19 protein-coding genes are annotated in these 19,678 nt (G+C 67.4%); 9 read left to right on the top strand and 10 right to left on the bottom strand.

Going from position 1 to position 19,678, the window contains the following annotated elements:
* Window positions 1-44 precede the first annotated feature (44 nt).
* The 6 genes from gyrB to dnaA all read right to left on the bottom strand — a co-directional run bounded on the left by gyrB (window position 45) and on the right by dnaA (window position 9,186).
* Entirely contained in the window at window positions 45-2,114 is a 2,070-nt protein-coding gene (gyrB, locus tag OG230_RS17910) for a DNA topoisomerase (ATP-hydrolyzing) subunit B (RefSeq protein ID WP_328911241.1), read from the bottom strand.
* A 403-nt stretch (window positions 2,115-2,517) separates the two neighbouring features.
* Entirely contained in the window at window positions 2,518-3,075 is a 558-nt protein-coding gene (locus OG230_RS17915) for a DUF721 domain-containing protein (RefSeq protein ID WP_443051593.1), read from the bottom strand.
* Window positions 3,076-3,137: 62 nt separating this feature from the next.
* Window positions 3,138-4,268, bottom strand: coding sequence for a DNA replication/repair protein RecF (gene recF, locus OG230_RS17920; protein WP_328911243.1), 1,131 nt, complete (start codon window positions 4,266-4,268; stop codon window positions 3,138-3,140).
* 46 nt (window positions 4,269-4,314) lie between these two features.
* Complete coding sequence (gene gnd, locus OG230_RS17925) at window positions 4,315-5,193, bottom strand: phosphogluconate dehydrogenase (NAD(+)-dependent, decarboxylating) (RefSeq protein ID WP_328911244.1); 879 nt, start codon at window positions 5,191-5,193, stop codon at window positions 4,315-4,317.
* 131 nt (window positions 5,194-5,324) lie between these two features.
* On the bottom strand, window positions 5,325-6,455 hold the full coding sequence (gene dnaN, locus OG230_RS17930) for a DNA polymerase III subunit beta (protein ID WP_328911433.1): 1,131 nt from the start codon (window positions 6,453-6,455) through the stop codon (window positions 5,325-5,327).
* Between the two features lie 946 nt (window positions 6,456-7,401).
* Window positions 7,402-9,186, bottom strand: coding sequence for a chromosomal replication initiator protein DnaA (dnaA, locus tag OG230_RS17935; RefSeq protein WP_328911245.1), 1,785 nt, complete (start codon window positions 9,184-9,186; stop codon window positions 7,402-7,404).
* Between the two features lie 380 nt (window positions 9,187-9,566).
* On the opposite strand from dnaA, the gene rpmH reads away from it, so the two are divergent.
* From rpmH to OG230_RS17980, 9 genes are all read left to right on the top strand, one after another.
* Window positions 9,567-9,704 (top strand): 50S ribosomal protein L34, encoded by a 138-nt coding sequence (gene rpmH, locus OG230_RS17940; protein ID WP_003967884.1) that lies wholly within the window; start codon window positions 9,567-9,569, stop codon window positions 9,702-9,704.
* Between the two features lie 19 nt (window positions 9,705-9,723).
* The gene (rnpA, locus tag OG230_RS17945) at window positions 9,724-10,095 is read left to right on the top strand and encodes a ribonuclease P protein component (RefSeq protein WP_328911246.1); all 372 of its coding nucleotides are present in this window, start codon (window positions 9,724-9,726) and stop codon (window positions 10,093-10,095) included.
* Window positions 10,092-10,451: a membrane protein insertion efficiency factor YidD gene (gene yidD, locus OG230_RS17950; RefSeq protein WP_328911247.1), complete on the top strand. Its 360-nt coding sequence runs from the start codon at window positions 10,092-10,094 to the stop codon at window positions 10,449-10,451. The genes rnpA and yidD overlap by 4 nt, the downstream gene beginning before the upstream one ends.
* 3 nt (window positions 10,452-10,454) lie before the next feature.
* Window positions 10,455-11,732 (top strand): membrane protein insertase YidC, encoded by a 1,278-nt coding sequence (yidC, locus tag OG230_RS17955; protein WP_328911248.1) that lies wholly within the window; start codon window positions 10,455-10,457, stop codon window positions 11,730-11,732.
* A gap of 14 nt (window positions 11,733-11,746) precedes the next feature.
* The gene (locus OG230_RS17960; protein ID WP_328911249.1) at window positions 11,747-12,256 is read left to right on the top strand and encodes a Jag family protein; all 510 of its coding nucleotides are present in this window, start codon (window positions 11,747-11,749) and stop codon (window positions 12,254-12,256) included.
* Between the two features lie 109 nt (window positions 12,257-12,365).
* Complete coding sequence (gene rsmG, locus OG230_RS17965; RefSeq protein ID WP_328911250.1) at window positions 12,366-13,082, top strand: 16S rRNA (guanine(527)-N(7))-methyltransferase RsmG; 717 nt, start codon at window positions 12,366-12,368, stop codon at window positions 13,080-13,082.
* 303 nt (window positions 13,083-13,385) lie between these two features.
* On the top strand, window positions 13,386-14,462 hold the full coding sequence (locus OG230_RS17970; protein WP_328911434.1) for a ParA family protein: 1,077 nt from the start codon (window positions 13,386-13,388) through the stop codon (window positions 14,460-14,462).
* On the top strand, window positions 14,459-15,559 hold the full coding sequence (locus OG230_RS17975; RefSeq protein ID WP_328911251.1) for a ParB/RepB/Spo0J family partition protein: 1,101 nt from the start codon (window positions 14,459-14,461) through the stop codon (window positions 15,557-15,559). Before OG230_RS17970 ends, OG230_RS17975 begins: the two co-directional genes overlap by 4 nt.
* A 303-nt stretch (window positions 15,560-15,862) precedes the next feature.
* Window positions 15,863-16,480, top strand: coding sequence for a GNAT family N-acetyltransferase (locus tag OG230_RS17980; protein ID WP_328911252.1), 618 nt, complete (start codon window positions 15,863-15,865; stop codon window positions 16,478-16,480).
* Between the two features lie 82 nt (window positions 16,481-16,562).
* On the opposite strand, the gene trxA is transcribed toward OG230_RS17980, so the two are convergent.
* The 4 genes from trxA to sigM form a co-directional block, all read right to left on the bottom strand.
* Window positions 16,563-16,895, bottom strand: a complete 333-nt coding sequence (gene trxA, locus OG230_RS17985) for a thioredoxin (RefSeq protein WP_328911253.1) — start codon at window positions 16,893-16,895, stop codon at window positions 16,563-16,565.
* 41 nt (window positions 16,896-16,936) lie between these two features.
* On the bottom strand, window positions 16,937-17,908 hold the full coding sequence (gene trxB / locus OG230_RS17990; protein WP_328911254.1) for a thioredoxin-disulfide reductase: 972 nt from the start codon (window positions 17,906-17,908) through the stop codon (window positions 16,937-16,939).
* A gap of 124 nt (window positions 17,909-18,032) precedes the next feature.
* Window positions 18,033-18,971 (bottom strand): hypothetical protein, encoded by a 939-nt coding sequence (locus OG230_RS17995; protein WP_328911255.1) that lies wholly within the window; start codon window positions 18,969-18,971, stop codon window positions 18,033-18,035.
* Window positions 18,968-19,672, bottom strand: coding sequence for an RNA polymerase sigma factor SigM (gene sigM, locus OG230_RS18000; RefSeq protein ID WP_328911256.1), 705 nt, complete (start codon window positions 19,670-19,672; stop codon window positions 18,968-18,970). The genes OG230_RS17995 and sigM overlap by 4 nt, the downstream gene beginning before the upstream one ends.
* Window positions 19,673-19,678: the final 6 nt, after the last annotated feature.

Consider the following 19,678-nt stretch of genomic DNA (forward strand, 5'->3'; position numbering starts at 1 on the left):
CTGGTCAAAGTCCTTTCGAGCTGCGGCTTGCTTGTACGGCCGACTCAGATGTCGAGGAAGCGGACGTCCTTGGCATTGCGCTGGATGAACGAGCGCCGTGCCTCGACGTCCTCACCCATGAGCACCGAGAACAGGTCGTCGGCCTGCGCCGCGTCGTCCAGCGTGACCTGACCGAGAACCCGGTGGTCGACGTCCATGGTCGTGATGCGCAGCTCCTCGGCGTTCATCTCGCCGAGACCCTTGAAGCGCTGGATCGAGTCTTCCTTGATCCGCTTGCCGTTCTGCTTGCCGAGCTCGACGAGCGCGTCGCGCTCGCGGTCCGAGTACGCGTACTCGAAGTCGTCCCGGCCCCACTTGATCTTGTAGAGCGGCGGGCGCGAGAGGTACACGTGCCCGGCCTCGACCAGGGGCCGCATGAAGCGGAACAGGAAGGTCAGCAGCAGGGTGTTGATGTGCTGGCCGTCGACGTCGGCGTCCGCCATCAGGATGATCTTGTGATAGCGGAGCTTCTCGATGTCGAAGTCCTCGTGGACCCCGGTACCGAAGGCCGAGATGAGGGCCTGGACCTCGGTGTTCTGCAGGATCTTGTCGATCCGGGCCTTCTCGACGTTCAGGATCTTGCCTCGGATCGGCAGGATGGCCTGGTACATCGGGTTACGGCCGGACTTCGCCGAACCACCGGCGGAGTCACCCTCGACGATGAAGATCTCGCACTTCGTCGGGTCGTTGGACTGGCAGTCGCTCAGCTTGCCCGGCAGCGAGGCACTCTCCAGGAGCCCCTTGCGGCGGGTCAGGTCACGGGCCTTGCGGGCCGCCACCCGGGCGGTCGACGCGGCGATGCCCTTACGGATGATGTCCGCGGCCTCGTTGGGGTTCCGGTCGAACCAGTCCGTCAGCTGCTCGTGGACGACCTTCTGCACGAAGGTCTTGGCCTCCGTGTTGCCCAGCTTGGTCTTCGTCTGGCCCTCGAACTGCGGCTCGCCGAGCTTCACCGAGATGATCGCGGTGAGGCCCTCGCGGACGTCCTCGCCGGTGAGGTTGTCGTCCTTCTCGCGGAGCAGCTTCTTGTCGCGCGCATAGCGGTTGACCAGCGAGGTCAGCGCCGCACGGAAGCCCTCCTCGTGCGTACCGCCCTCATGCGTGTGGATCGCGTTGGCGAAGGAGTAGACGCCCTCGGTGTACTGCGTGTTCCACTGCATGGCGATCTCGGCCGAGAGGAGACGGTCCTTGTCCTCGGCCTCGATGTCGATCACCGACTGGTGAATGACGTCGCCCTTGCGGGAGTTGAGGTACTTCACGAAATCGACGATGCCGTTTTCGTAGTGGTACGTGACCGAGCGGGCGGTCTCCTCCTCGGCGGGCTCGGCCGCCTCGACGCTGTCCGCGCCCGCCGTCGCCTTCGCCGACTCGCGCTCGTCGGTGAGCTTGAGCGTGAGGCCCTTGTTGAGGAACGCCATCTCCTGGAAGCGGCGCGAGAGGGTCTCGAAGCTGTACTCGGTGGTCTCGAAGATGTCTCCGTCGGCCCAGAACGTGACCGACGTACCGGTCTCATCGGTGGCCTCGTGCTTGGCCAGCGGGGCGGTCGGGACACCGAGCTTGTAGTCCTGGGTCCAGCGGTAGCCGTCCGTCTTGACCTCGACGGCGACCCGGGTGGACAGGGCGTTGACGACGGAGACGCCGACGCCGTGCAGACCGCCGGAGACGGCGTAACCGCCGCCGCCGAACTTGCCGCCCGCGTGCAGGACGGTCAGCACGACCTCGACGGCCGGCTTTCCTTCGGACGGCACGATGCCGACCGGGATACCGCGGCCGTTGTCGACCACGCGCACCCCGCCGTCGGCGAGGATCGTGACGTCGATGGTGTCCGCGTGCCCGGCCATCGCCTCGTCGACCGAGTTGTCGACAACCTCTTGCACGAGGTGGTGGAGACCGCGCTCACCGGTGGAACCGATGTACATGCCAGGTCGCTTGCGGACCGCGTCCAGGCCCTCGAGCACGGTGATCGCACTGGCGTCGTACGAAGACGTGACCTCGCCGTTCTCACCGGTCGTGGACGGGTTGTTCTCGTTGGGGTTGCCGGAATCGGCCACGAAGCGCCCTTTCTGGCACAGCACAGGCCGTTCTCCGGACAGGCGGGAGCGGCTGCGTCGTTCGGCTTGTATCGACGAATCCCGCACAGGGACGGGATTAGTCATCAGTCTACCGGTAGCGCCGACATGAATGGGGGTTTGCCGGTACCTGAGTCCGCATGTGCCGCCCTGAACCGGCGCCCGCCGACTCCCCATATTCGGGATGGGGGCCAAGGAGGCTCACACGGGCATTGAGCGCTTCGGCCTGTCAACCTCCCACTACGGTGAGGGACGCCGCCCACCGGTGGGCCGTCACCAATCCCCGCATAGCACCACAACCCGGGAGCAGCGGACAGCGCCGCGCGCGGAGCCCCGCCACGGGGAGATCCAAGCGAAAAGCCCCGGCACAGGCCGGGGCTTCACCACCGCGCAACGGGAAAACCGCAGCTCAGCCGTACGTATCCCCAGGGCCCGTACTCCCAGGTGCCCGCAGGGGGCCGAACCGGCGCTGCGGACCCGTCGGCCCCAGCACCTTGATCACCCTGACCGTGCCCTGGCCGAGGTCCGTGTTCAGCCGGGCCACCAACTGCGGAGCAAGCAGTCGCAACTGCGTCGCCCACGCCGTCGAATCGCACTGCACGGTCAGCACCCGCTCGGCCGGAGCCTCGTCGTACCGCAAGGGCACGCAGTGATTCGCCAGGTCGTCGCCCACGATCTGCGGCCATCGCCCCATCACACCGCCCACCGCGGCGGGCGTCTCCCACCCGCGCTCGGTGATCAGCCGGTTGATCGCCGAACCCAGCGCCTGTGGATCGCGGCCGTCGGACCGCGCTCCAGAACGAAGCCCGCCACCGCGCCCGGCCTGCTTCTTCTGCTGCGCCGCGGCGCCACGCGCGCGCGCCTGCTCCTTCGCCGCCCGCAGGGCCACCCGCGCCAGATCGACCCCCGAGACCTCCGGAGGCTTCGCCACCCGGTCACCGGCCTCCGGCTCACCCACGGAATCCAGCGAGGGCTCGGAACCACCGCCGGCACCGGGGACCGAAGCCCCGGACGCTTTCCTCCGCCCGCTCACAGCCGCTCCACCCCGCCCGCGGACACCCCGTACCGCGTGCCCGCGAGCACGCCCGGAACATCGTCGTCGACGGCGGCCGTCACCAGCACCTGCTCGCCCGGAGCCACCAGCTCCGCAAGCCGCTCCCGGCGCCGCGCGTCCAGCTCCGCGAACACGTCGTCCAGGATCAGCACCGGCTCGTTGCCCTCGGAGCGCAGCAGCTCGTACGAGGCCAGGCGCAGCGCCAGGGCGTACGACCAGGACTCGCCATGGCTCGCGTACCCCTTCGCCGGCATTCCGCGCAGCCCGAGGAGCAGATCGTCCCGGTGCGGACCGACCAGCGTCACGCCCCGCTCGATCTCCTGCTTACGGACCTCCGCGAGTGCGGCGATGATCTGCTCGTACAGCTCGGGGCGCGACCGCGCGGGCTCCACCCCGGCACCGATCGAGCTCCGGTACTCCAGGGTCACCGGGCCGCCGCCCGGCGCCACGTCCGCGTACGCCTTGTCCGCCAGGGGCTGCAGCGTCGCGATCAGATCCAGCCGCTGCGCCAGCAGCTCGGCGCCCACCCGGCCCAGATGCTGGTCCCAGACGTCCAGCGTCGAGAGGTCCATCGAGCGGCCACCGTGCCTGCGCGCCATCGCCGCGGACTTCAGCAGGGTGTTGCGCTGCTTCAGGACCCGCTCGTAGTCGGAACGGACCCCGGCCATCCGCGGTGAGCGCGCCGTGACCAGCTCGTCGAGGAAGCGACGGCGCTCCCCGGGATCGCCCTTCACCAGGGCCAGATCCTCCGGGGCGAACAGCACGGTCCGTACGATGCCCAGCACGTCACGGGGCCTGACCTGCGACGACCTGTTGATCCTGGCGCGATTCGCCCGCCCCGGATTGAGTTCGAGCTCGATCAGCTGCGAGCGCTCGCCCTGGGTGACGGCGGCCCGGACCACGGCCCGTTCCGCACCCATCCGCACCAGCGGCGCATCGGACGACACCCGATGGCTGCCGAGCGTCGAGAGATAGCCGATGGCCTCGACCAGATTGGTCTTCCCCTGGCCGTTGGCGCCCACGAACGCGGTGACGCCCGGGTCGAGGGGAACCTCGACCCGGGCGTACGAGCGGAAGTCGGCCAGCGAGAGATGCGTGACGTGCATGTGCGCCGACCTCCCGATTTCCTGCTCCGTGCCGGTACTGCTCGATCTACTTCTTGTTCTCGACCGCGTGGCCGCCGAACTGGTTGCGCAGCGCGGCGATCATCTTCATCTGCGGGGAGTCGTCCTGGCGCGAGGCGAACCGCGCGAAGAGCGACGCGGTGATCGCGGGCAGCGGCACCGCGTTGTCGATGGCGGCCTCCACCGTCCAGCGGCCCTCGCCGGAGTCGGCGGCGAAACCGCGGAGCTTCTCGAGGTGCTCGTCGTCGTCCAGCGCGTTGACCGCCAGGTCGAGCAGCCAGGAACGGATGACCGTGCCCTCCTGCCAGGAGCGGAAGACCTCGCGCACGTCGGTGACGGAGTCGACCTTCTCCAGGAGCTCCCAGCCCTCGGCGTACGCCTGCATCATGGCGTACTCGATGCCGTTGTGAACCATCTTCGCGAAGTGGCCGGCGCCGACCTTGCCGGCGTGCACCGAGCCGAACTCGCCCTCGGGCTTGAGAGCGTCGAAGATCGGCTGGACCTTCGCGACGTTCTCGGCGTCGCCGCCGTACATCAGCGCGTAGCCGTTCTCCAGGCCCCAGACGCCGCCGGAGACTCCGCAGTCGACGAAGCCGATGCCCTTGATACCGAGCTCGACCGCGTGCTTCTCGTCGTCCGTCCAGCGGGAGTTGCCACCGTCCACGACGATGTCGCCGGGGGACAGCAGGGCTGCCAGCTCGTCGACGGTGGACTGGGTCGCGGCACCCGCCGGGACCATCACCCAGACAACCCGCGGGCCCTTCAGCTTGCCCACGAGCTCTTCGAGGCTCTGGACATCGGAGACGTCCGGGTTGCGGTCGTAACCGATGACGGTGTGGCCTGCGCGGCGGATGCGCTCGCGCATGTTGCCGCCCATCTTGCCGAGGCCGACGAGACCGAGCTCCATCAGAGATTCCTTAAGCGTTGTGCCGATTCGTACCCAGCACCGAGCCTACGCCCGGCCGGGGACAGCGCGGCGGGCCTGCTCAGCGTTGAGCGTGCCCGCCGGATGCTGCCGTGACAGGTCGGATCGCCGGATCAGCCGGAGAGGCGGACCGGCATGATCAGGTACTTGTACGCGTCGTCCGCCTCGGCGTCGACGGCCGGCCGGCCGCTCAGCAGGGCGGGCTTGGTGGACGTCGTGAAGGAGAGCTGGGCGACCGGGGAGTCGATCGCGCTGAGCCCGTCCAGCAGGAACGTCGGGTTGAAGGCGATCGAGATGTCGTCGCCGTCGAGCACGGCGTCGACACGCTCCACAGCCTGTGCATCGTCGCTGGAACCGGCTTCCAGGATGAGCACACCCTGTTCGAAGCTGAGCCGGACCGGAGTGTTGCGCTCGGCGACGAGGGCCACACGCTTGACGGCCTCGACGAAGGGTGCGGTCTCGATGACCGCGACCGAGTTGAACTCGGTGGGGAAGAGCGTCCGGTACTTCGGCAGGTCGCCTTCGAGCAGACGTGTCGTCGTACGCCGGCCCGCGCCCTCGAAGCCGATCAGCCCTTCACCGGCACCGGAGCCCGACAGCGCAAGGGTGACGGTGTCACCGCTGGTCAGCGCCTTGGCGGTGTCCAGGAGCGTCTTGGCGGGCACCAGAGCGACCGCCGAGGCGTCCGGGTTCTCCGGCTTCCACAGGAACTCACGGACCGCGAAGCGGTAGCGGTCGGTGGAGGCGAGGGTGACGGTGTCGCCCTCGATCTCGATCCGGACGCCGGTGAGGACGGGCAGGGTGTCGTCGCGGCCCGCGGCGATGGCGACCTGGGCTGCGGCCGAGGCGAAGACCTCACCGGGAACGGTGCCGGTCGCCGTCGGCATCTCCGGCAGTGCCGGGTACTCCTCCACAGGAAGGGTGTGGAGTGTGAATCGCGAGGAGCCGCAGACCACGGTCGCCCGTACACCGTCGGTGGAAATCTCCACCGGCCTGTTCGGCAGCGCGCGGCAGATGTCGGCGAGCAGCCGGCCGGAGACGAGCACCGTGCCGTCCTCGTCGACCTCGGCGTCCACCGAGACCCTGGCCGAGACCTCGTAGTCGAAGCTCGAGAAGCTGAGGGCTCCGTCCTCAGCCTTCAGAAGAAGGCCCGCGAGAACGGGCGCCGGCGGACGGGCCGGGAGGCTACGGGCCACCCAGGCCACCGCCTCCGCGAGTACATCGCGCTCCACCCGGATCTTCACCGGAACCGCCTCCTGCTGTTGCTCGCTCGCCCTGCTGGCCTTCGTCGTCTGGTCGGGTCTTCCTGCCGTGGGGCTGGGGAGGACGCCGGGGTCCAGTCTGACGTACGGCACCGACACTCGTTGCTGCTCGGGGTCAAGTCGCGAGAAGAGGTCCGGACCGGGCCCGGCCGAAGTTGTGCACAGGCCCCACTTCGAAGCGGATTCCTAGCTAACTATGTGTGGCAGTAGTAGTAGGGCCTGTGGAAACCGTGGATAACGTCGTTTTCGCAGGTCAGGCCCAGTTTTTTGTCCACTGCCCCTGTGGGTGGCACCGGTGGACAACTGAAGGCTTCTGTGGACACACGAAAGTTCTGCACACCCGATGCACAGGAGCCAGTCACTTCTCCCCAGGGCTGTCCCCAGCTTTACCCACGTTCCCCACAGCCCAACCGACCTCCTTGGTGTGACGCCTTTCACTCCGGGCGGTGAGAGCGTGTGTTGTGTTGCCGAACAGTGGACAGGGGTGTGGAGAAGCTGGGGACAACATCATCGAGCCTGTGGGCCGTCGGTGGACAACCCAAACGACCCCCTGTGGACGAGAAACTTGTCCACAGGCTGTGGATCATCGTTGACCACAAATCCCCAGGCTCCTGACCTGGTCTGATGGAGTATCGGCCGTCACCCCTGTGGACGCATTATGGACAACTTTGTGTTCCCCAGGCTGTGGACGGCGGATTCCCCTCAGATCTGTGGAGAAGTGACCTCAGCCGCGCCGTATTCGAACAGCGGGGGCGCGGAGGAGCGGCGGGAGCGGCTCCCGCGAGGGGTTTCACGTGGTCCACAGCGGTGCACAGCGGCCTCATATCGGCCCTCTGTCGCCCTCCACGCACGACGAAGGGCGCCCCAGGAGGCCATTTACGGTCCTCCCGGGGCGCCCTTCGTCGTACAGGGGCGAAGCGCCGGCCTGTCAGCTGTTCTTGATGCGGTTGGTGAGCTCGGTGACCTGGTTGTAGATGGAGCGACGCTCCGCCATCAGCGCCCGGATCTTCCGGTCCGCGTGCATCACCGTCGTATGGTCACGGCCGCCGAACTGGGCGCCGATCTTGGGCAGGGAGAGGTCCGTCAGCTCACGGCACAGATACATCGCGATCTGGCGTGCCGTCACCAGCACCCGGCTGCGCGACGATCCGCAGAGGTCCTCGACCGTCAGGCCGAAGTAGTCGGCGGTCGCCGCCATGATGGCCGGCGCGGTGATCTCGGGTGCCGCGTCCTCGCCGCCCGGGATCAGGTCCTTCAGCACGCCCTCGGTCAGCCCCAGGTCGACCGGCTGGCGGTTGAGACTGGCGAAGGCCGTCACCCTGATCAGGGCGCCCTCCAGCTCACGGATGTTCCGCGAGATGCGGGAGGCGATGAACTCCAGCACCTCCGGCGGGGCGTTGAGCTGCTCCTGGACCGCCTTCTTGCGGAGGATCGCGATCCGCGTCTCCAGCTCGGGCGGCTGCACGTCGGTGGTCAGGCCCCACTCGAACCGGTTGCGCAACCGGTCCTCCAGGGTCACCAGCTGCTTGGGAGGCCGGTCCGAGGACAGCACGATCTGCTTGTTCGCGTTGTGGAGCGTATTGAAGGTGTGGAAGAACTCCTCCTGCGTCGACTCCTTGCTCGCCAGGAACTGGATGTCGTCGACCAGCAGGATGTCCACGTCGCGGTAGCGCTTGCGGAAGGTGTCGCCCTTGCCGTCGCGGATCGAGTTGATGAACTCGTTGGTGAACTCCTCCGAGCTCACATACCGCACCCGGGTCCCCGGATAGAGGCTCCGCGCGTAGTGCCCGATGGCGTGCAGCAGGTGGGTCTTCCCGAGCCCCGACTCCCCATAGATGAAGAGGGGGTTGTACGCCTTCGCGGGGGCCTCTGCGACGGCGACGGCCGCGGCGTGCGCGAACCGGTTCGACGCACCGATGACGAAGGTGTCGAAGAGGTACTTCGGGTTCAGCCTGGCCTGCGGCTCGCCGGGACGCGGTGTGGGCGACGACTGGCCGCCCATCGTGCCGGGACCGCCGCCGCGCCCCGTGCCGGGGCCGTTCTGGCGGTGCTGGGGCTGCTGCTCCTGCATGTCGTGGCGGTCGGGGCGCTGCTGCTCGTAGCCCTGGCGCTCCGGCGGCTGGGGGCGGTAGTCGTGCTGAGGCTGCTGGGGGCGCGGGTTCGCGTAGGGATCGCGGTCCTGGTAGCCACCGTGGCGGGGCTGCTGCCAGGAGAGGTCCTCCTGGGTGCGCGGCCAGGAGCCGGGCTCTGGGCGCTGCTGCTGGTAGTCCGGGTAGGCCGGACGTGCCGTCGGCATGCCGTCGTCGGAGGGCCGCCGGCCGTAGCCGTCGTAGGAGTCGTCGTGCTGCGGCTCGTCGCGCTGCGGCCCCTGGTAGCGATGGGACTGCTGGCCCTGGTGCGACTGATGCATCGGGGGGGCCGGCGGGGACGGCGGTTCGCCCGCCGAGTCGTCGACGGTGATGGCGATGCGGATCGGACGGCCGCACTCACGGGTGAGCGTCTCGCTGATGAGCGGCGCGAGCCGGCCCTCCAGGACGCGCTTGCCCCATTCGTTGGGGACGGCGAGCAGTGCGGTGTCGGCGACGAGTGCCAGGGGCTGGCAGCGCTCGATCCACTGCTTGTCCTTCGGCTCGATGCCCTGCTGCCCCTCCCCGAGCAGTTGCTCCAGCACGCGTGGCCACACTGCGGCAAGATCGGCAGGTACGTCAGCCACGGGGCACGCTCTCTCGCAGGTCCCACGAATGTGTGGTTCTCGGGACGGGATGGGTCGGGTCGGGTGAGGCCCGGCAGTCGGGAAGGAAAAGAACCGGAGTTCAGCCACGGTAGTCAGGCCGACCCGCGCGGTTCAAGTTGTTGTCCACAGGCTGTGTACAGCATGGGGTGGTGCGAGGCCGGTTTGACCGGATGGCGCAGCCGCGCGTACCGTGACCAGGTCGAGTTGTCGATGGCTGCTGCCGCCTGCCTCCGATGGGCAAAGATCACGATCTGTGATTGTGAAGCGGTGCACTAAGGCGTTTACGCGAGTTCCTCGTGGGCGCACGGTGACAGCCAGGCGATGTCCCGCCAATACACGATCATTTCTGGAGCCCCCGAGTGAGCAAGCGCACCTTCCAGCCGAACAACCGTCGTCGCGCCAAGACCCATGGCTTCCGGCTGCGTATGCGTACCCGTGCCGGCCGTGCGATTCTCGCGAACCGCCGTGGCAAGGGCCGCAGCAGCCTGTCCGCCTGATCGCTAACAGGTCCATGACGTGCTGCCTACCGAGAATCGGCTGAGGCGGCGCGAGGACTTCGCGACCGCGGTACGACGAGGACGTAGGGCTGGTCGCCCGCTACTCGTCGTCCATCTAAGCAGCGGTTCAACGGACCCGCACGTGACTGGGGAGAGTGCTCCCCCGCCGCGTGCGGGTTTCGTTGTCAGCAAAGCTGTGGGTGGAGCGGTCGTACGCACTGCCGTGAAGCGAAGGCTTCGCCATCTGGTCCGCGAACGGCTGGCTCAGCTGCCCCCCGGTAGCCTTGTTGTCGTACGAGCGCTGCCCGGATCGGGCGACGCCGACCATGCACAGCTGGCCCGAGACCTGGATGCCGCACTGCAGCGGCTCCTGGGAGGGGGCGCGCGATGAAGTACCCGCTGCTGGCTCTCATCAAGCTGTACCAGTGGACGATCAGCCCACTTCTCGGGCCTGTCTGCCGCTACTACCCGTCGTGTTCCCACTATGGATATACGGCGATCGACCGGCACGGTGCGATCAAGGGAACGGCGCTGACCGCATGGCGCATCCTTCGATGCAATCCGTGGTCGCCCGGCGGCGTGGACCATGTTCCACCACGTAAGCGTCCGCGTTGGCACGAACTGCTGCGCAGCTCTTTGCGCGGTGGCAAGGGCGGGGACTCCGCCGCCGATGTGCCTCACAGGGGATCGGTCTCCGAACCCCTGAGCCCGGCCACAGAGACCTCGCCCAATGCTCAAGGAGCCTGATTAGTGGACACGATTGCCAGTCTGTTCAGCTTTATCACCACACCCGTTTCCTGGGTCATCGTCCAGTTCCACAAGATCTACGGTGCGATCTTCGGTGACGACACGGGGTGGGCCTGGGGCCTGTCCATCGTGTCCCTTGTGGTTCTGATCCGGATCTGTCTGATCCCGCTTTTCGTTAAGCAGATCAAGTCCACCCGGAACATGCAGGTGCTCCAGCCGAAGATGAAGGCGATCCAGGAGCGCTACAAGAACGACAAACAGCGTCAGTCCGAAGAGATGATGAAGCTGTACAAGGAGACGGGTACCAACCCGCTCTCCTCGTGCCTTCCCATCCTGGCGCAGTCCCCGTTCTTCTTTGCCCTGTATCACGTGCTCTCGTCCATCGCCTCGGGCAAGACGATCGGCGTCATCGACCAGCCGCTGCTCGACAGCGCGCGGCAGGCGCACATCTTCGGCGCTCCGCTGGCCGCGAAGTTCATGGACAGCGAGGAGAAGGTCCAGGCGCTCGGCGCCTCCCTGACCGACGTCCGCGTCGTCACCGCGATCATGATCGTGATGATGTCGGCCTCGCAGTTCTTCACGCAGCGCCAGCTGATGACGAAGAACGTCGACCTGACGGTGAAGACCCCGTACATGCAGCAGCAGAAGATGCTGATGTACATCTTCCCGATCATCTTCGCCGTGATGGGCATCAACTTCCCCGTCGGTGTCCTCGTGTACTGGCTGACCACCAACGTCTGGACCATGGGTCAGCAGATGTACGTGATCAACCAGAACCCGACGCCGGGCAGCAAGGCGCAGGAGCAGTACCTGGGGCGTCTGCTGAAGAGCGTCACCACTCATGGACAGGTGCGCGGCCGGACGCGGCGCAACACCGTCAAGCGGGTCGTGGCCAAGGGCCCGGACCGTAACGACATCGAGCGCAAGTTCATCACCGGTCTGGCCAAGCTGGGTCTCGCGGCTCAGGAGGACGGCACCGTCGCGAAGAGCGACGCGGCGATCGCCGAGGCGGAAGGCGCGCCCGCGCCGAAGCGTCAGCAGCCCAAGCGTCAGACCAAGGCGCAGCGTCACACGGCTGCTGCTCAGCCCGCCGGCGCCAAGGAAGCCGACGCGGCCGAGCCGGAAGCCAAGACCTCGCTGGAGAAGCGGGACGCCTCGCAGGACGCAGCGCAGGACGACAAGCCGAAGACGGCGGGCAAGCCCGCTTCCGGCTCCTCACGCCAAGCCAAGTCCGGACAGCGCAAGGGCCCGCAGCGGCCCAAGCACCCGTCCAAGAAGTAAGAAGGAGTCCATCCGTGACGGAAGGCACCGTTACCACGGCCGCTGAGGGCAGCGACACCCTGACCCGCCTTGAGCAGGAGGGTGAGATCGCGGCTGATTACCTCGAGGGCCTGCTCGACATCGCCGACCTCGACGGCGATATCGACATGGATGTCGAGGCGGACCGGGCGGCGGTCTCGATCATCAGCGAGTCGGCACGTGATCTGCAGAAGCTGGTGGGGCGCGACGGTGAGGTCCTGGAGGCGCTTCAGGAGCTGACGCGTCTTGCTGTTCACCGGGAGACCGGCGACCGCAGCCGTCTGATGCTCGACATCGGCGGCTTCCGGGCCAAGAAGCGTGAGGTTCTTGCCGAGCTGGGTGCCAAGGCCGCGGATGAGGTCAAGAACTCCGGTGAGCCGGTGAAGCTGGACCCCATGACGCCGTTCGAGCGCAAGGTCGTGCACGACGCGGTCGCGGCAGCAGGTCTGCGCAGCGAGTCCGAGGGCGAGGAGCCGCAGCGCTTCGTCGTCGTTCTCCCGGCCTGACCGGATCCTTGTACTGTCGGCCCCGTCTGTTCGCAGGCGGGGCCGATCTTTGTCAGCCTGATAGTCAGCCACCCACAGTGCGCTAGTGCGGTACGGAAGGACGGTCCCCGTGACGGAGGCAGCAGAGCTCCCCCAGGCGCCTGAGGAGGCACAGGCGGTATTCGGTGAGCTCTTCCCGGAGGCTGTCCGGTACGCGGAACTGCTGGCGGACGCGGGGGTCAAGCGCGGGCTGATCGGCCCACGCGAAGTGCCGCGGCTGTGGGAGCGGCATCTACTGAACTGTGCGGTGCTCTCCGAGGTGGTTCCGGAGGGTGTCACGGTGTGCGACGTGGGCTCCGGGGCGGGTCTTCCCGGTATCCCGCTGGCCCTGGTCCGGCCGGATCTGAAGATCACCCTGCTGGAACCGCTGCTGCGACGGACCAACTTCCTCCAGGAAGTCGTCGAGCTGCTGGGGCTTGATCATGTGACGGTCGTGCGCGGCAGGGCCGAAGAGGTTCTCGGCACCTTGCAGCCGGTTCACGTCGTGACGGCTCGCGCCGTGGCTCCACTCGATCGTCTCGCGGGATGGGGTGTTCCGCTGCTGCGCCCGTACGGGGAGATGCTGGCGCTCAAGGGCGACACCGCCGAGGAGGAGATCAACGGCGCTCGCGCGGCTCTCAGCAAGCTCGGTGTGGTGGAGACCGAGGTGCTGCATGTCGGCGAGGGCGTGGTCGATCCGACGACAACCGTGGTGCGCGTGGTCGTCGGGGAGAGCCCGGGCGGTGTGAGGTTCGCCGCAAAGAGGGCCAAGGCGGCGAGGGTCGGCCGCACGCGACGACGCCGCTGACCGCAGTTTCCCCCCGAGCATCACTGACCGTTTCGAGCAGTTACATACAGTTCGTACCTTCTGTCAGTGATGCTCCATACAAGCAGCCATACGTACCTCGTGCGGAGTGTCGTAGAGGGCTGGTGGCGCTGCGCAGGCATCGTGTTTCACGTGAAACGTCGCTCTCTGCTGCAGGGAATTATCAGCCGCGGTCGTGCGGCTGCCACGCCGCGCGACCGCAAGCTCGTACGGGCTGCCGAGTTGTCCACAGAAGTGGATTCATCCACAGAAGAGCGGGCCTCGCTGGTTCACGACCCCGAAAGCATGGCAGGCTCTGTTCATTGCGAGCCTGAAGTCGAGGAGAGTGAATCCTTGCGGTCCGACGCCAACATCGCGGGACCGATGACCGATCCGGTCCCCGGTCCCCGAACCGAGTCCGCGGGGGAGGGTGTTTCACGTGAAACACCGCCTCCGATGGACGACACACCCATCGGTCGTGCGGCCCAGCTGGCGGTCGAGGCCCTCGGCCGCGCCGGCGAGGGGCTGCCCCGCCCTGACCAGACGCGCGTCATGGTGGTGGCCAACCAGAAGGGCGGAGTGGGCAAGACGACCTCGACGGTCAACCTTGCCGCTTCGCTGGCGCTCCACGGTGCCCGCGTTCTGGTGGTGGATCTCGACCCGCAGGGGAACGCCTCAACGGCTCTGGGGATCGACCACCACGCCGAAGTCCCCTCCATCTATGACGTCCTCGTCGACAGCAGGCCGCTTTCCGAAGTGGTTCAGCCCGTCCCGGACATCGAAGGTCTCTTCTGCGCTCCCGCCACCATCGATCTCGCCGGTGCGGAGATCGAGCTGGTGTCGCTGGTGGCGCGGGAGAGTCGACTGCAGCGGGCGATCCAGGCGTACGAGCAGCCGCTCGACTACATCCTCATCGACTGCCCGCCCTCGCTCGGCCTGCTGACGGTCAACGCTCTTGTTGCCGGGGCCGAGGTGCTGATCCCTATCCAGTGCGAGTACTACGCGCTGGAGGGTCTGGGGCAGTTGCTGCGGAACGTCGACCTGGTGCGAGGTCACCTCAACCCGGATCTGCATGTGTCGACGATCCTGCTCACCATGTACGACGGCAGGACCCGGCTCGCCTCCCAGGTTGCTGAGGAGGTGCGCAGCCACTTCGGCAAGGAGGTGCTGCGGACGAGCATCCCGCGGTCGGTGCGTATTTCCGAGGCGCCGAGCTACGGGCAGACGGTACTGACGTATGACCCGGGGTCCAGTGGCTCCTTGTCCTACCTTGAGGCGGCCCGTGAGATCGCCCTGAGGGGGGTCGGGATGCACTACGAGGCCCAGCATGCCCAGATGGGCAGTCAGAACAGCCAGCAGAGCGTTTCGGAGGGCATCCAGTGAGTGAGCGTCGTAGAGGGCTGGGACGTGGGCTCGGTGCGCTGATCCCCGCTGCACCACAGGAACGACAGGTCGGTTCTCCCGGGGCGGGGTCGGCCTCGCCGGGTTCGGTTCCGGTGCTGACCGCCGAGCGCGGTGTGGCCGCTGCGAAGGTGACCACGCTTCCTGCTGCTCCGGTGGTGCCGGAGCCCAGTGGGCCCTTCGTGGAGCCGGAGGCGGCTGCCGAGACCAGGGACGCGGCCGGGGCGTACTTCGCCGAGGTCCTTCTGGGATCGATCACACCCAACCCCCGGCAACCGCGTGAGGTGTTCGACGAGGACGCTCTCGCCGAGCTGGTCACCTCGATCAAGGAGGTGGGTCTCCTCCAGCCCGTCGTGGTGCGCAAGGTGGCGGAGGACCGCTACGAGCTCATCATGGGTGAGCGGCGCTGGAGGGCGTGCCGTGAGGCCGGCCTGGAGAGGATCCCCGCCATCGTGCGGGCGACGGACGACGAGAAGCTGCTTCTCGACGCCCTCCTGGAGAACCTTCACCGTGCTCAGCTGAACCCCTTGGAAGAGGCGGCGGCGTACGACCAGCTGCTCAAGGATTTCAAGTGCACGCACGACCAGCTGGCGGACCGGATCGGCCGGTCCCGTCCGCAGGTGTCCAACACGCTGCGTCTGCTCCGGCTCTCGCCGCCGGTGCAGCGTCGGGTCGCGGCGGGTGTGCTGTCGGCCGGCCACGCACGGGCGCTGCTTTCGGTGGACGACTCCGAGGAGCAGGACAGGCTCGCCCACCGCATCGTGGCCGAAGGGCTGTCGGTCCGGGCGGTGGAGGAGATCGTGACTCTCATGGGGTCCACTCCTTCGAGCTCGGCCAAGCCGAAGGGGCCTCGAGCGGGAGGCCGGCTCTCCCCGGCTCTGAGCGATCTCGCCTCCCGGCTCTCGGACCGTTTCGAGACGAGGGTGAAGGTCGACCTCGGTCAGAAGAAGGGCAAGATCGTCGTGGAGTTCGCCTCGATGGAGGACTTGGACCGCATTCTCGGCAGCCTCGCGCCGGGCGAGGGGCGTGTGCTGGAGCGGGGACTCTCCGAGGAGCCGTCTGAGGGCGACGAGGACTGACCTCCAGGAACGAACCGAGGGCGGGCTGGGTCCGGGCGTTTGCCGGACCACAGCCCGCCCTTTGCTTTCTCCCGGTTTCCGCGACACGTCTGGGTGGATACGATGCGTTCTGGTATGGCGCACCCACCTTGATGCCACCTCGGAGGAGGTCGGGGGTATGCGAACAGTGAGCCGCAGCCGGCTGATGACAGTCGGGTTGGGCTTGGGAGTCGTCGGAGGGTTCTTCGGCAGCTTGATTCGTGAACGGAGTGCGCTGGCGGCCGCACGGGATGCGGCGAGCGAAGGAAGTGAGGAACCGCCTTCATGGGGCGTCGGCTCGTACCGCTCACCTTGGACAACCTTCCGGATCTCCCCAGACGCTGCCGCTCGTGTGTCTTCTGGGAGCTTGACCCGGTCAGCGGGGAAGCTGCGGTAAAAGCGGGCAGGCCCGAACTGGAGAAGGAAGCCTGGATTTCGGCAGTTCTGCTGGAGTGGGGCTCCTGCGGCCGAGTCGTCTACGTGGACGACGTGCCGGCCGGGTTCGTGCTCTACGCGCCGCCTGCGTATGTGCCGCGTGCGACGGCTTTTCCCACGAGCCCTGTGTCGCCCGACGCCGTGCAGTTGATGACTGCTTTCATCCTGCCGGGCTATCAGGGGCAGGGACTGGGGCGCGTGCTGGTGCAGACAGTGGCGAAGGATCTGCTGCGGCGTGGGTTCAAGGCGATCGAAGCCTTCGGGGACGCACGGTGGAAGGAGCCGGCCTGTGTACTGCCGGCGGACCACCTGCTGGCGGTCGGCTTCAAGACCGTACGACCACATCCCAAGTACCCACGTCTGCGTCTGGAACTGCGGACGACGCTGTCCTGGAAGGAAGACGTCGAACTGGCCCTGGACAGGTTGCTGGGCGCTGTGCAGAAGGAGCCCGCGCTACGCCCCCTCTGAGCTGAGCGGAGGGCGTGCACACAGAAACGGGCCCACCCCGCGGGGTGGGCCCGTTTCACGTGAAACAGAGTGCGTCGGGCTGTTACTCGCCGATGAAGGCTTCGAGGTCGCGGAGGATCGCGGCCTTCGGCTTGGCGCCGACGATGGTCTTGGCGACCTCGCCGCCCTGGTAGACGTTGAGCGTCGGGATGGACATCACGCCGTACTTGGCAGCGGTGGCCGGGTTCTCGTCGATGTTGAGCTTGACGATCTCGATCTGGTCCCCGTGCTCGGCCGCGATGGCCTCCAGCGAGGGGGCGATCTGACGGCACGGACCGCACCAAGCGGCCCAGAAGTCCACCAGTACGGGCTTCTTGCTGTTGAGGACTACCTCGTCGAAGGTGTCGTCGGTCACGTTCTTCAGGTCGCCGGCCACGGCGGCCTCCTTAACTTCGCGGGGTGTGAGGTGGGGGTGGATCAGACCGCGGGGGTCTTCTCCGGTTCGGCGAGCTTCTCGTCGGCGAGCGCAGCAAGGAAGCGCTCGGCATCGAGTGCAGCGGAGCATCCGGTACCGGCGGCGGTGATGGCCTGCCGGTAGGTGTGGTCGACGACGTCTCCGGCGCCGAACACTCCCGACAGGTTGGTACGCGTCGAGGGGGCTTCGACCTGGAGGTAGCCCTCGTCGTCGAGGTCGAGCTGGCCCTTGAAGAGCTCGGTGCGCGGGTCGTGGCCGACTGCGATGAACAGACCGGTCACCGCGAGCTCCGAAGTCTCGCCCGTCTTCGTGTTGCGCAGCGTCAGCCCGGAGAGCTTCTGCTCGCCCGTGACCGCTGCGACCTCGCTGTCCCAGGCGAACTTGATCTTCGGGTCCGCGAAGGCGCGGTCCTGCATGGCCTTGGAGGCACGCAGGGAGTCGCGGCGGTGGACGATCGTGACGGACTTGGCGAAGCGGGAGAGGAAGGTTGCTTCCTCCATCGCCGTGTCGCCGCCGCCCACCACGGCGATGTCCTGGTCCTTGAAGAAGAAGCCGTCGCAGGTCGCGCACCAGGAGACGCCGCGTCCGGAGAGGGCGTCCTCGTTGGGCAGACCGAGCTTGCGGTGCTGGGAGCCGGTGGTGACGATGATGGCCTTGGCCCGGTGAACCGTGCCCACCGTGTCGGTGACGGTCTTGATGTCGCCGGTCAGGTCGACTGCGACCACGTCATCGGGGATGAGCTCCGCGCCGAAGCGCTCGGCCTGGGCGCGCATGTTGTCCATGAGCTCAGGGCCCATGATGCCGTCCTGGAAGCCCGGGAAGTTCTCCACGTCGGTGGTGTTCATCAGCGCACCACCGGCGGTGACGGCGCCCTCGAACACCAGCGGCTTCAGCGACGCACGAGCCGTGTACAGGGCGGCGGTGTAACCGGCCGGCCCGGAACCGATGATGATCACATTACGGACGTCGCTCACGTGTGTCTTCCTCGTCTCTGCAGACTGCCTACTGCCTACTGGGGCCGGTTCAACGACTCTCACCCCACCCAACGGATCCTACGGGCCCTGCATTCCCGACGTGCCGCGGCATTCGGCGCGGTGTTCAGGAGCGGGGGTAGGAGTCGGTGAGGAGCACCTGTCCCTTGGCCGGCGGGGTGGCGTCGACGCAGGCAGCGTCGACTACGTACGCCTGCACGCGCGAGGGGTCCGTCGTGTCGGGCAGAACGACGAGGTAGGCATCGGTTCCCTTGTAACTGCCTTGTTCCGCTGCCAGGGGCGGGGTACTGCGACCGGTGCCTTGCTGTACGCAGGGAGGAACAGTCGCTGTGGGCCTGCGCAGAGGGTTGCGGGGCGCGGAGGGGTCCGCGGACGACATCTCGGGGGTCACCTGCGAGTCGACGCTCGGTTGCCTCTTCTCGACCCCTGGAGTCTTCGATGCGGCGTCGCCGAGGAGCGCGCTGACGCGACCCTCCAGGGTGCCCTCAGAGAACGTGTGTGTACTGCCGTCGGCTGCGCTGGAGCTGCTGTCCGCCATCTTGGAGGCTGAATCCGAGTTGTTCGACGTCTGAACGGATTGCAGCAGGAAGACGCTCACGCCGACAACGGCTGCACCGAATGCGGCACCGAGGACAGCCGTACGGCGTCGACGGCGGCCAGGGCGGCGGTTGGGGCCGGTAGCGCCTCGGGGGTGGCCGGCCGGCCGGTCCGCAGTGGTCTTCGCACCGGCGGTCTCCTCCTCGGTGGACTCTGTTTCACGTGAAACAGAGTCCGCTTCGACGGGAGCCGTGGAGTTCAGTAGCGCTTCGGCGGCGAGCGCGGCATCGATACGGCCGGCGACGTCGTCGGGCATTCGCGGAGAGCCGGGCAGAGTCCCGAGGAGACTGCGGATCTCTTCCAGCGAGGTCTGGACGTCGTCGCAGAGCGCGCATCCGTCGATGTGGTTCCGGACCTCCGCCGTGCGGGAGGCGGAGAGGAGTCCCTCAGTGAGATCCGAGATCTCCGAGACGTCCGGGTGCTGATCCGTGTCGGCCGTGGAAGTCACGAGCGCCCACCTCCTCCCTTCGCAGCAGCAGGATCGCTTGTCCCTGCATCTCTAGGTCCCGACGCCGGTGGGACGGATGTCCCCTGCGTGCGGTTCCTTCCCCCAGTGTGGTTGCCGTTATCCCCGGCATCACCGCGCAGATGGGTGAGCATGGGGACCAGTCTCGCCCGACCCCGTGCGCAGCGGCTTTTCACCGTGCCGGTTGGGACATCGAGTATGCGGGCCGCCTCTGCGACCGGGTAGCCCTGCATGTCGACGAGGACGAGCGCGGCGCGTTGTTCCACCGGCAGTTTGGCCAGGGCGGCCAGGAGCTCGCGGTGCAGATCCTGACGTTCGGCGGGCGCCTCGGCGGACTCATGAGGTTCCAGGAGCTGATCGAGCCGGTCGGCGTCGTCGACCGGGGCGGTCTTCCGCGAAGCGGCCTTGCGCGCACGGTCGAGGCAGGCGTTGACGGTGATGCGGTGCAGCCACGTGGTGACCGCGGACTGGCCCCGGAAGGTGTGGGCGGCGCGGAAGGCGGATATCAGAGCGTCCTGGACCGCGTCGGCGGCCTCCTCGCGGTCGCCGAGCGTACGCAGGGCCACGGCCCAGAGCCGGTCACGGTGCCGCCGTACGAGCTCGCCGAAGGCGTCCGGATCGCCTGCGACGTGCTGGGCCAGGAGATCCTGGTCGTTCGTGTCGGCGAATCTGGCGTTGTCCAACGGTGA

It is taken from the genome of Streptomyces sp. NBC_00234 (assembly GCF_036195325.1).
In the GTDB taxonomy this organism is placed as follows: domain Bacteria; phylum Actinomycetota; class Actinomycetes; order Streptomycetales; family Streptomycetaceae; genus Streptomyces.